At 69.2% G+C, this 12,625-nt stretch carries 9 protein-coding genes; all 9 read right to left on the reverse strand.

The genetic code is table 11. The annotated features are described in order from the left end of the window. Positions 1-28: 28 nt before the first annotated feature. Complete coding sequence (locus tag P5W98_RS28190) at positions 29-3,892, reverse strand: type VI secretion protein IcmF/TssM N-terminal domain-containing protein (protein WP_421027987.1); 3,864 nt, start codon at positions 3,890-3,892, stop codon at positions 29-31. Next, positions 3,889-4,575 (reverse strand): DotU family type IV/VI secretion system protein, encoded by a 687-nt coding sequence (locus tag P5W98_RS28195; protein WP_421027988.1) that lies wholly within the window; start codon positions 4,573-4,575, stop codon positions 3,889-3,891. The genes P5W98_RS28190 and P5W98_RS28195 overlap by 4 nt, the downstream gene beginning before the upstream one ends. A 1-nt stretch (position 4,576) precedes the next feature. Beyond that, positions 4,577-5,965, reverse strand: a complete 1,389-nt coding sequence (gene tssK / locus P5W98_RS28200; protein ID WP_421027989.1) for a type VI secretion system baseplate subunit TssK — start codon at positions 5,963-5,965, stop codon at positions 4,577-4,579. A 1-nt stretch (position 5,966) separates the two neighbouring features. Further along, positions 5,967-6,776 carry a type VI secretion lipoprotein TssJ gene (locus tag P5W98_RS28205; RefSeq protein WP_421027990.1) on the reverse strand — a complete coding sequence of 270 codons (810 nt, stop codon included), beginning with the start codon at positions 6,774-6,776 and terminating at the stop codon, positions 5,967-5,969. 183 nt (positions 6,777-6,959) lie between these two features. Continuing rightward, entirely contained in the window at positions 6,960-7,745 is a 786-nt protein-coding gene (locus tag P5W98_RS28210) for a hypothetical protein (RefSeq protein ID WP_421027991.1), read from the reverse strand. 16 nt (positions 7,746-7,761) lie between these two features. Further along, entirely contained in the window at positions 7,762-8,157 is a 396-nt protein-coding gene (locus P5W98_RS28215; protein ID WP_421027992.1) for a DUF4150 domain-containing protein, read from the reverse strand. Positions 8,158-8,166: 9 nt separating this feature from the next. Then, positions 8,167-8,832: a DUF3540 domain-containing protein gene (locus P5W98_RS28220; protein WP_421027993.1), complete on the reverse strand. Its 666-nt coding sequence runs from the start codon at positions 8,830-8,832 to the stop codon at positions 8,167-8,169. A 23-nt stretch (positions 8,833-8,855) separates the two neighbouring features. Beyond that, positions 8,856-9,923, reverse strand: coding sequence for a pentapeptide repeat-containing protein (locus P5W98_RS28225; RefSeq protein ID WP_421027994.1), 1,068 nt, complete (start codon positions 9,921-9,923; stop codon positions 8,856-8,858). Continuing rightward, on the reverse strand, positions 9,920-12,619 hold the full coding sequence (locus P5W98_RS28230) for a DUF2169 family type VI secretion system accessory protein (protein WP_421027995.1): 2,700 nt from the start codon (positions 12,617-12,619) through the stop codon (positions 9,920-9,922). The genes P5W98_RS28225 and P5W98_RS28230 overlap by 4 nt, the downstream gene beginning before the upstream one ends. Positions 12,620-12,625: the final 6 nt, after the last annotated feature.

Raw genomic sequence — 12,625 nt, forward strand, 5'->3', positions numbered from 1 at the left:
CCTGACTCGCCCGCCGTCGCGGCGCGCCTTACATGCCGTCGCTGCGCGCCGCGCCCGCGAGCACGGGCGCATGCCAGCAGGCGCCGATGATCGCGGGCAGCCCGAGAGTCGCAAGGCTCGGCGCGCTGCCCGCGACGCTCGGCACCGACGCCGGCAGCGGCGGATTCTGCGCGGCCATCTGATCGACGATGCTCAGTTGCTGGCGTTGCGCCTGCGCGTCCTGGATCTGCTGCTTCTGCTCCGCCGTGGTCTTCTGCAGCGTCTCGTAGGTATTGATCGCGCGCGCCGCGTCGAGCACCGTGTCGTTGCCTGTGAACGCGTAGCTCACCGTGAGCGTGCGCACGCCGAGCGCATCGAGCGCGGCCTCATCGGCCGGGAAGTCGGCCGGCACGAACTGGCGCTGGCCGTTGGCGAAGTCCTTGAGGAACGCGGCGACGCCAAGGGGACCCGGATAGCTGCGGGTCAGCACGAGATTGCCGATCTTGATCTGCAGCCGCGTGTCGCCGCACTGGCCGGCCGTCCACGCAAAGCTGCTGCTCACCGGGAAGTTGTAGTTGTTGAGCGTCTGCACGCCGGCCGCGCACTGAACGGTGAGGATCGTCGCGTACGGCTTGGACTTCGCGCCCGCGTTGACGCCCGTGGGCTGCGCCGTGATCGTGAGCGGGACCGAGAGCGCGCGGCCGGCGTCGGCCTGCTGCTTCGCCGTAGCCAGCGTCCGGTCGAGCTGGTCGAGCGTCTGCTGCGCCTGCAACTGGGCTTGTTGCGCCTGCAACTGCTGCGTCTGCTTTGCTGCGGCGCTGCGCTGCTGCGTCTGCTGCTGGGTGACCTGGCGTCCGAGCGCGCCGTTGAGCAGGGTCACGAAGGCCGGCGTGAACGGCACGCTGTAGCCCTGCGTCTGCACGACGTCGTAGCGGCTCGCGTCGCGCAGGAGGAAGGGCTTGGCGGCCCCGTCCGCGAACGCCCATACCGTGCCCTTCGCGCCGAATAGCTGATCGACCGCCGCGCTCTTGTCGAGCGCGCCTTGCAGCGGCCACACCACGCTCGAATCCCAGTTGCGCTGCAGCTCGCACGAGGTCTGCTGCTCGATATAGCTCGAGAGGAAATCGAACGGCCCGCGAATCAGCCGCCAGGTCACGAGATCGGAACCGTCGCCGGCGCCGATCAGCGTGTGCAGGCGCGTGAGCGGCTCCAGCGCGCCCATCATCAGCGATGGCTGTGGCTGCGCGCTCGTTGCGACCTGATGGAAATCCGCCGCGAGCTGATAGTCCTTGCCGCTGCCCGTGCCGCTGTCGATCGCGAGCTTGTTCAAGGCTCCGAGGTAAAGGCTCAGCGCGTCCACGGCGCCCAGGTTGCTGTTGACGGTCTGGCCGCCCGCGATCGGGCCGCCCGCCAGCGTCTCGCGGATGGCCGAGGCGCCCACCGCGTTGAGCGCGCCGGCCAGCTTGATGGCCCGGTTCGTCGCGCCGAGTCGTGTCGCCTGCTCGCGTAGTTGCTCGAACTGCCGTGCGAGCGTGAGCCAGCCCGGCAGCGGCGCTTCGTCGGCGGCGGCACCGCGCGAGGTGTGGAAGTCGTCCTTGAACTCGTCGGCGAGCCGTGCGATCAGGCGGAAGTAAGGGCTCTGCGCGCCGCTCACGGTGCCGAGCGCGGCGCGCCAGTCGGCTTCGTTCGAATACGGCGTCGCGCCGCTCGCGAACGCGTCGGTGAAGCGTTGCCACGCCGTCACGCGCTGCGCGCGATACCAGGTATCGAAGGCGGCGCGCTCGCGGTCGAACTGCGCCGTGTCGCTCACGGCAGCGCGGATCTGCGCCGCGAGCCGGTCGAGCGCCTGCTTGCCCGCCACCGTGTAGACGGCCGGCACGACGACCTCGGGTGCGCCGGCCACCTGCGGCGCTTGCGCGATCTGGGTGGGTTGCCCCATCGGCGCTGCCTGCGGCGCGCGGCTCACGAGGCCGCTACCCCAGTAGTCGCTCGCGCGCACGGATGGCGCGCCCGCGCCATCCGGCACGAGGCCGACAAGCCAGGTCATCTGCGGATCCGCGCTCACGAGCTGATCGAGCAGCGCGCGCTGCGCCTTCACGCGTTCGCGCAGCCACGGCGCGTCCTCGGGCGACCAGACGAGCGACGAGATCGCGAGCTGGTTCAGTTGCTCGTTCAGGCGCGTGGGATAGAGCTGGGTCGGCACCGGCTGCGGCAGCGCCTCCAGCGCTGCGCGATCCGCGCCGCCGAGGCGCGCCTGCTCGATGCCGATGGAGCGCGCGAGGTTCAGGATCTGGCTCGCCGCCTCGACGGGCGCGTTACCCGCGGACGCGAGCGCGGCCTGCTCATTCTGGTCGACGGCGGGCTGGATCGCCTCGCGGTACTGCTTCACGAACACGCCATGCAGGCGCGCTTCCAGATCCGGCAGTCCGGCGCCGTTGCCAAGCAGTCCCGACAGCCAGCGCCGGTCGTTCTGCGCGACCTGCGTGAGCACGTCGTTCGACACGGCCAGCACATCGGCATCGTGAGCCAGGTTGCCGTTCAATGCGGGCTGGTCGGGGCGCGTGCTGCGCACGAACGCAAGAGTCTGCATGTTGCCGGCGAACGAGACCGACAGCAGGATGCCGATCATCACGAGCAGCAGCAGCCACGCCGCGATTCCCACGCTTTGCGTGACGCGCCGCCAGTGATTGACGAGCACGGCCGGCTTCGCCGTATGCCGGTCTTGCGGCAGGATGCGGCCGAAGAAGTCGTGCAGGAACAGCCCGGCGATGCCGCCCGTGTGCACGGGCGTCGGCGGCAGCGGCACGCCCGGCAGCGACGACACCGCCCCGCCCTCCTGCTGCCCGCTGCTGAAGAAGATGCCGCGCAGCAGCGGCCGCTCGAGGTACGGGTTATCGGCGAGACAAGCCGCGAGAAATTGCGCGAGCCCCGTGCGCAGCTGATCAAGCTCGTTCGGAAACATCAGCAGGTCGGGCGACGCGTCCGGGTTGCGCGCGACGAGCGCGAGCCGCAACGCGGCAAGACGTGCGCCAATCGAGTCGAGCGCGCGCGCCGCGAAGGCGGCCTCGCCGTCGCTGGCTTCGTCGGCGAGATAGCCCATCGCCTGGTCGAGCGCGTCCGCGGGCAGTGCCTGCGCCCACGCCTCGAAGCCGTACAGGCGGTCGCATTTCGTAATCAGCACGTACACGGGAAAGCGCTTGCCGAACATCTTGATGAGCTGCTCGATGCGCGCGCGCACCACGCGCCCTTCGTCCGCGAACCCATCGGCGTCGGGCGCCGCGAGCCGGTCCGCGCTGACCGCGAGCACGAGACCGTCGAGACCCTCGCGTGGCCGGTAGCGCCCAAGCAGGTCCAGACCGAGTTCCCACTCGCGGCGATCCTGGTCGATGTCCTCGGCCTGGACGTAGCGGCCCGCGCAGTCGATCACGACGGCGCGATCGAAGTACCACCAGTCGCAGTTGGCGGTCTGGCCGATCTCGGCCTGCTGGCTGACCTTCTGGATCGGCGAGGACAGCCGCGCGCGCGTAAGCGCCGTGGTCTTGCCGGTACCGGAGCGGCCGATCACCATGTACCACGGCAGCACATAGAGCGGATCACCCTGGCTGCGCAGGTTCGACTGGCGCAGCGTCGCCACGGCGGCTTTCCACTTGCGCCGCAGCAGCGTTTCGGGCGCCACGGTCGTGACGGTCTCGCTACGCAGCGCCGCCGACTGCTGCGCGAGACGGCTGCGCGAGCGCATCATGACGATCATGCGGCGCACGAAGCCGGCGAAAAAATACAGCGCGAGCACGCCGATGAAGATCGCCAGCGCGACCCACAGCGGCCAGCCGAAGTACAGGACCACGCCCCAGCTCACGAGCGCGAGCACGATCAGGGCGAGCAGCCAGAGCAGCACGAGGCCGAGCTTTTTCATAAGTGGATCTGTGCAAGAAGCGTATCGACCGATTGCCCGACGACGTAGTGATAGGTGCCAAAGAGAAGCACCAGCAGAAACAGCGGCAGCAGGATCGCGGCCAGCGCCGCGCGCGACCAGCGCGTGGCGAGGCGCGCGCGCAGCGTCGGCCGCGCGGGGTCCTGCGCACCGGAGGCCACGCCGTAGCCGTCCGGAAACAGCAGCGCCTGCGCGCTCGCGCTCAGCTCGGTGTCGGGCAGCAACATCGCCAGGTTGGCGCGCTTGATGTCGGTGAGCGCCTTCTGGTTGCGGTCGTATGCATAGCGCCCGCCGAAGCCGAGCGCGAGGCACAGGTAGAAAACCTCGCGCACCGCCCGCTCTGCGGGCGCGAGCTGCGCGAGGCGCTCGTAGAACGCGACGCCGGCGTTGCTCAGATTAAAGTAGCGGCGCTGCAGCAGGTGGCGCTGCCATTGCGCGGCGCCCTCCCAGCGCGTCGTCAGCAGCACTTCGTCGGCCCATGCGGCGAACGCGAACAGCGCGGCATCGACGTCGGCCTGCGCGTGGCCCGCGTCCTGGGCGCGGTGGCGCGCGGCGGCGATGGCGTTGTCGAGCTGCACGGTGAGCGTTTGCGCATCGCCCGAGGGCGCCTGGGCAAACGCGCGAACCTGCGCGAACAAAGGCATCAGGCAGTCGATGAGCGTCATGCTACCTCCGCAGCACGACGATTTCCGCGCGCAGATCTTGCGGCGCGTCCGGCCATTGCAGTGCGATGCTTTCGTCGCGCTCGACGGCGTCCCATAACTCGCTCGCCTGCTCGATGCGGAAATAGCTCGACGACGAGCGCCGCGGCAAGCCTTGCGGCGCCTGCGGCAGGTGAATCAGGTCGAGGCCCGGCAACGCGTGCGCGACGAGGCGCGGGACGTCGGCGGCATTGGCAAGACGCGCGTCGCGCAGCGCGCCGTCCACCACCTGCGCGGCGTTCTCGTCCGAGCGCAGCACGAGATAGAAGCGATTGCGCCGGTCGAAGAACGCGCGCGGCAGCTCGCCCGCATACAGGCCGTCACGATACTCGAGCACCGCGAGATGCTCGGGGCCCGTGGCGATCTCGCCGAGCAGAAAGCCGATCAGCACCTGCGCGCGCGAAAAGCACGCGTACAGATCCATGTGGTCGTAGGCGGGCAGCCCGGGGGTGCCGTCCTGCGCTTCCCCCAGCATATCGAAGCGCTCCGAAAACGCGCTCAGCTCGCCGATCAGCCGGCGCAGCTCGCCGTACAGCAGCCATGGATGTACCGCGGGTGTCTGCGTCAGATGCACGAGGCCGGGGCTCGCGCGCGAGAGCGTGCGCATGGCGAGCAGCAGCGTCATGTAGCCGGGATCGAACTCCGCCTTCTGCAACTCGCGCGGGCTCTTGAGCTCCTGCAGATGATGCGCGCGCCCCACGACGTCGTCGCGGATCTCGCGCGCGATGCGCAGCAGCGCGTCGGACGCCGTGAGCGCATAGCATGGCGCGATGTAGCGGTCCGAGAGCTTGACCGTCTCGCCCACGCGCACGAGCTGCGCGACCGGAATCAGGTCGTACTGGCCGAGGTTCGCCTGCTCGCCCTCGAAGAACACCTTCACCACGTGCAGGAGCGTGTGCACCGATGCGGGCGGTCCGTCCGAATGGAGGTCCGGCACCTCGGGCGGGTTCGCGATGCTGGCATAGCGCGTCGGCACGGCCATGGCCTCGTCGGGCGTCTCGCACAGCGTGACGTTGTTGCCGTCGGCGGCGAGCTTGCGCACGCCGAGGTAGACGGTGAGCGAGCGTCCTTCGCCGACGGCGGCCGCATCGAACTCGCGTGGCGCAATCACGGCATTGCCGGGAAACTCCACGTAGGTATGGTCGGGGAAGATCAGCTGCGCCGCGCGCACCTCGATCACCTGGCGCGCGATCGCGCTCGGCGCGATGTCGAGCGCGCCAGCGCCCCAGAAGTGCGGCAGCCCGGTTTCGAACACGGGCTTGACGCGAAACTGCTCGTACAGCGCTGCCAGCTGGAAGTGCTGGGGCTGCATGAACATGCCCTGATGCCAGTAGATGCCCTTGTTGTGATCCATGCTAGTTTCCGACCTTGCGCAAAGGGGTCTCCTGAGTATTTGCGGCGCCGACTACGCCCGTTTCGCTGCTGCTCGCGCCGCCGGACGCCGTGCCGCTCGCGTTGCCGTTGCCATCGAGGCGGATCTGCTTGCCGCCGCCCTCCACCTGTTGCGCGCGCTGCAGCGCCGCCTCGTCGGGACCCTTGGGCAGCACCACGGCGTTGAGGATGCCCTGCGCGCCGAGATTGAGCTGCACGACGAGCGGCGCGGGCAGCTTGGTGCGCGTCTTGAAGATGAAGCCGCTGGTCTTCGTGACGACGGGCACGTCGAACTGGCGCGCTGCGTTGGCCACGCCCATCTGCGCATAGCCGGCCGCGATGCCGACCGAGCGCGTGTTTTGCGCGCGATCGAGGATCAGGTATGAATGCTGGCCCGGCGCCACCACGTAGCGCGAGAACTGCGAGAACGTCGTCGGCGCTTTGCCGCCCGCCATCGTGCCCGCCAGTGCGGCTGGGTCGGCCGCGAGATTGCGGAACGCCTGCGCGTCCGCCGTTTCGTAGATGCCGAGCAGCAGCGTGTGCGGCTGCCCGTCGAAATCGTTCAGGCCAGCATCGGCCGTGATTTCGAGTATCACGGCGTCCGTGGCGTAGCTCCACGAGACGTCCGCGAGCGGGTCTTTCGGCGGCCCGCCGCCGCAGCCGCTCAGCACGAGCGCGGCGCTTAATGTACCCAACGTACCCAGCGCGCGCACCGCTCCAGCCAGCCATGCCGGCCGGCCCGCGCTGTTCCGGTCAACCGTTGCTCCGGCGCCCCCCGCTACCGCCCCTCTCATTCGCTCTGCCCCACTCTTGTCTTATCGAGTCTAACCGCCCGTCCAGCCGAGCATTCTCCAACAAAAGCCTTGCCCGTATATAAAAAAACCATTGCAGTTACTGTGACGCCGCGATTCTGTTGCATAGATGTCTCAGAAAAGCCGCGCCGAAGGATCTTCAGGCGGCGCGGCGCTGGCCCGACTTCAGACCAGCGGCAGGATCGTTGCGTCGGCCTCGTTGTCCTCGGTATAGGGCATGAAGAGGATCGACTCGGGCTCGCCCCTCACGCGCGCGTAATAGGCCTCGCCCGGACCGAGCCGGTTGCGCACCGCCCAGGCCGTGAAGGCGCGCTCGCCCACCTGCAGCGTGAGGCCCTCCTGCGCGTACTCGAGCACGGTCTTCTCGGGCAGCGCGCCGCGCGGGCCGACTGCCTGAAAGTCGATCTTCGCGTCACCGCCTTGCACGCCGAATACGACGCCCGTCCATACTCCCTCGCGCGGGCCGATTGCGAACCACTGGCCCAGTTGCTCCTCGCCGACCACCTCGAGCCGGTAGTCCTGCGCCTCGCCCGCCTTCGCGATGTTCGCGCGCGCAACGATCTTCGCCGGCCACGCGGGATGACTCTCCACGAGCGTGATGGCGTTTTCGAGCATGGGGGGAACAGTATCGGCGCCCATGCTGGCCGACTGCGCGGACAGCACGACCGGGAAGCCCAGGCCGCGCGCCTCGCGCAAGCTCGCCGCGAAGAGCGACAGGCCATAGCGCACCGAAGGCTTCGCCAGGGCGTCGGCGTCGGCGAGCACGAGCCACAAGTCGGCGCGCGCGGCCGCGAGCGCTTCCAGCCCGACGCGCCAGGCGAGCTTGGCCGGCTCGTCCACCCAGAAGTGCCCCTGCGTGGCGAGGCCGTAGCGCTTGAGCAACTGCGAGACGGCGCTCACGCGCGCGGCGTCCTTTTGCTTGTCGAAGGCCGTGATCCAGACGGTTTTCATGATGTAGCGCGCCCCCTCAGCTCATGACCATCACGACCGACTGGCTCGGCGCGAGCACGGCGCCGACGATATTGCCGTCGTTGTGCTGGGTCGGGTCCGAGAGCCGCACGGCGGGCGAGCCTTCGAGCTTGACGGTCATGCTGCCGCTCGCGAACTGCACCTTCCCCATCACCTTGGACGACACGACGCCGCCGGCCACGCCCGCCTCGTCGCCCGACGTCATCGGAATCTCCGACGACTTGTTGAGCGCCGGCATGCCCGCGATCAGCACCGTGGTGGTGGCCGGGTTGCCCATCGGCGGCATGCCGATGTTCGGATAGGGCATGGGCACCGGCGGCGCAGGCGGCGCAGGTGTCTTGCATACATCGGGCGCTGCCATGCACTGGCCGCCCGCCTTGGTGACTGCAAACATATCGCACTCCTATCCGAGATCGATCTTGCTGGCGTCGATCTTCACCTGCCCTTCGGCCAGCACCGTAGCATGGCGCGCCGACACGTGCAGCCGCTCGTCCACCTGCATGCGCAGGCGGCCGGCGCGCGTTTCGTCGGCGTTGTCGGTCCAGCGCAGGCTATCGCGGGCGCGCTGGACCAGCCGGCCGACCGTCGTCGTGATCTGCTGTGCGACCGTGCTCACGGCGCCAAGGCCCGCGTGCAGCTGCTGGATCGCCGCATCCACGCGCTGGAATTTCATCTCGCCGCGCACGCCGTCCATCACGATCTCAGGCGCGTGCATCGCTACGCCGCGCGTGGCGCTCAGGTCCACCTGGGCCGCTTCGACGCGCAGTGCGCCTTCGCTCGTATGCAGCGCCACGTCGCCGGGCAGCACGAGCGCCGCGCCGCTGGGCACCGCGCGCGCGAGCACCGCGAGGATATACGGCACCGTGCCGGGACCGCCGGAGCAAACGAGCACGGTGTCGCCGCAATCGGGCTCGATGAGGCAGCTGTCTGCGCGCAGTGCGCGCTGCGGCGCGTTCGGCGAAGCGTCGAAGAGGTACCACGGGTCGGCGCGGCCAGTCACCGTGGCGTACGTGAGGCCGGCCTGCGGATCATTGCCGGGTCGGGACATCGTGACGAGCGTGCGGTTCATGTCCAGGGTTCCTTTACGGATGTTTATTTCGGCGCGCCCGGCTTAGGGGCGTCCGGCCGGGGAGCGGCACGCGGCTGCCAGCTTTCGGCGCGCGCGAGGACGGGATCGGTTTCACGCACGCCGTCGAGCCGCGCGCCGTTCAGGCGCGTGCCGTTCTGCGTGAGCGCGTGAAGATTTGCGCCGCTGAAGTCGGCCTGCGAGCAATCCGCCACGGACAGATCGGCATGCGAAAGATCGCAATAGGTGAAGCGAGCTGATTTCAGCGAGGCGGCGCGCCAGGCGCTGGCGGTCAGCACCGACTTGTTCCAGCGCGACGCCTCCGCACGTGCCTCGCCGAAGTCGGCTTCGCTGGCGTTGACCATTTCACAGACGGCGCCGCTCAGGTCGGCCTGCGTGAAGACCGCGTTCATGAACGCGGCGAAGGTGGCGTTCACGCCCTGCAGGTTGGCGTTCTGCAACTGCGCGCCGATCAGGCTTGTGCGGTCGAGCCGCGCGAGCGCGAGGTTGGCGCCGCGCAGCCGCGCGCCGTCCATGATCGTCATGGTGAGGTCGCAACTGCGCAGGTCCTGGCCGCTCAGGTCGCAGCCGCGCAAAAACGCCTGCACGAGCGACGCGCCGTCGAACCGCGCGCCGCTCAGGTCGGCGTCCATCGCGGTGTGGCGATGCAGGTCGGCGCCCGAGTAGTCTGTGCCTGCGTGGACGCAGCCGTGCGCGTCGCTGCGCACGAGACGCGCGGATGCGAACGAGGTGCCGGTGAAGTTGCAGCGATCGAAGGCGGCATGGGTGAAATCCGCGCCGCGCGCCTCGGCCCCGCTGAAGTCGACGTTTTCGAAGCGCGCCTGCTGCGCGTTCGCGGCGCCCAGCAACGCGCGCGCGAGCGACACGTTCTGTAGATCGGCATCGGCGAGATTCGCGCGCTGCAGGTCGGCACCGGCAAGCACGATGTTGTGCAGGCGGCAGCCGGCCAGATCGGCGCCGGCAAGGTCGGCGCCCGACAGATCGGCGTCGGCCAGCGCGCGGTTCGCCGCGAGCGCTGCGCGGGCTTCGTCCGCGCTCATGCGTGCCGGGGCGGTGGTGTGCGTGGTGCTCATAGGACGGGCGGCCTGAATTGAAGAATGGTGCAGTCGATGTTCGAACCTTCGAGCATCGCGACAGTGGGCCGCGTACCGTCGAAATCGACGCCGTACAGGTTCGCGAAGCGCAGGTGCGCGCCGCTCACGTTCGCTTTACGCAATGAGCCGCCGAACAGGTTGACCGCGTCCAGGTTCGCGCCGCTCAGGTCGGCGTTCGCGAGGCGCGCGCCCTTCGCCGACGACATGCCGAACTGCGCGGCCTGCGCCTGCGCGCCAGTGAAATCGGCGTAATCGAGCACGGCTTCCTCGAACTTCGCACCGCGCAGCTGCACACCTTCCCAACAGGCGCGGTTGAGCTGCGTGCGCGTGAAGCGCGCTTCGTCGAAACGCGTGTCGGCGTCGGCGCGCGAGCCGTTCAGGTTGGTGCCGGCGAACTGCGCCGCCTGCGCATCGGCGCCGTAGAACTCGGCCTGCTGGCACGCCGCGGCGGAAAAGTCGCTGCCGGCAAGACGGCTGCCGCTGAAGCTCGCCTTCGCGAGCGCCGCGCCGCCGAACTTCGCGTTTGCCAGATCACAGCCCGTGAAGCTCGCGTGCTCGGCCCGGCAGGCCGATGCGTCGACGCCCGGCATTTTCGCGGTGTCGAACACCGCACGGCGCAGATCGGCACTCGCAAGCTGCGCGGCGGAAAAATCGGCACCCGTAAAGTCGCCGACGGCCAGTTGCGCCTCCCGCAGGTCGGCGTTTGCGAACGTTCCGTTCGCAGCACTGACTCCCCCCAATTGCGCGTGCTGCAGACCGGCTTCGCTGAAATCGGTCTCGCGCAGCAGGGCGTGGGTGAAATCGGCGCCCTCAAGGCGGCTCTTCGCGAACGAGGCCTTGTCGAGCGCGGCGCCCGAAAAATCGGCACCGGACAGATCGAGGCCGGAGAGATCGAGACCAGAGAGGTCGTAACCCGCAAGGCTTTGCCGCGCCGCGTGGCGAGCGATCACATCTTCGCGCGTGAGCGGCGCGGCCGCCCGCACCGGCAGTGCCGCCGCCGCGGCTTCCGGCAGCTTGCCCGACAGTTCGAGCGCGGGTGGCGACGGTGGCTTCAGCACCGCGCCGAGCGCGGCAAAGGCGGATTGCGCTTCGCCCCCCGCAAACGACAGCGGTCCCAGAGTAGCGGCCGTTTCGGCGGGCAGCATGCGCGCCACATCCGCTTCGGTCAGGTTGTGCTGCTGCATCAGCGCGCGCGCCTCGATCTTGACGTCGTCGGCGAGCTTGCCGATCTCGGCGAGCGTCGGCACGCGCTCAGGCGTATCCGCCTTCAGGAAGCGCGCGATATCGGCATCGGTCAGGTTGTGCTGCTGCATCCTCGCGCGCGACTCGGCATTGAGCCGCTCGGCCATCTGCTCGACCTCGGCGAGCGAATACGTGCGCTCGGGCGCTTCCGGCTTCAGGAAGCGCGCGATATCGGCATCGGTCAGATTGTGCTGCTGCATTCGCGCGCGCGACTCGGCATTGAGCTCCTCGGCCAGCGCGCGGGCGATCGCGAGATGCGGCTCGGCGGCCAGCGCCGGGTCCGCCACTGCGGTGGCAGACGCCGCGGCGGCCAGCGGTACCGCGGCAGCGGGTTGCGCTTCGGCGACGGCCGCCCCAGCCTCGGGCGCAATAGCTGGCGCCGCTGCGGGCGTCGCGGCGGCCGCTTGCGTCAGCAGTTCGTGCAAGCGCGCGCGATAGTGTTCGAACGGCAACGGCGCTTCGTCCATGCGCTCCCATTCGGCCATGACGTGGAGGACGTCACTGCCGTCGGCGTCCGCCACGTCGGCGAGCGCGCGGTACAGCACCGCGCCGCATTCGAACTCGGGGAACAGCCACACCGTTTCCGCACGGGTCTGCAACTCGCGCAACGCTTCGCCCTCGGACGTGCGCACGTTCACGAAGCACCGCGCGCGCAGCGCGGGCAGCGAGCCCGCGAGGCGCCGCGCATGCGGATGCAGGTTGTCGAGCTCGAAGCGCTCGTCTCCTGCGAAGTAGCCGGACAGCCTCTGGTCGAGCGGCGCGCTCAGGAACAGCTCGGGCCGCGTATCGGACGGCAGGTGCGGCCACTCCTCTTTCACCCAGCGCTCGTCGCAGACGCCGAGGTGCTGCTGGCGCAATGGCGCCGCCATGTCGAAGCCCCAGAATCCGGCTGGCACGGCACGCTCGCCGCGGCGCAAGAAACGCTGCCCCTCGGCTTCGACATTGGGCAGCGGCCAGGCGCGCGTACCGTCGTCGTTGACGATTTCGGCAAAGCCCTTGCCGTGCGGATTGTCGACGCATCCGGCGCCGCCAAATGCGGTGGCCGGCGCAATCGGCATGCTTGCATAGGGCTTGGGCGCCGTGATCGCGCCCAGCGCATTGAACTCGCGGTCGCCGAGGACGATCAGCGCCTTCGACAGCGCGCCGATCCGCACGCCCGCGCGCATCTCCGCGACCTGCGTGCCGGCCGGCGCATGCGCCGCGCCATAGACCTTGTATTCGCCGGCCGGCTTGGGATAGCCCTCGTCGAGGATCGCGTCCTTGCCGAGCGCTGCGGCGACGACCGGCCAGAACGCGTCTTCCGTCATCAATCCGTCGAGGCCGGCCGGCTCGAAGCGAAAGCCCGCGATCATGCCGACGGCGAGCGTGTCGCGCCGCGCGAAGCGCAGCGCGCGGTAGACGAGCGCGAGGTTGTCGGGCTTGAGGATCTTCATACCGTC

Source organism: Paraburkholderia sp. A1BS-2L, assembly GCF_051125205.1.
In the GTDB taxonomy this organism is placed as follows: Bacteria; Pseudomonadota; Gammaproteobacteria; order Burkholderiales; family Burkholderiaceae; genus Paraburkholderia.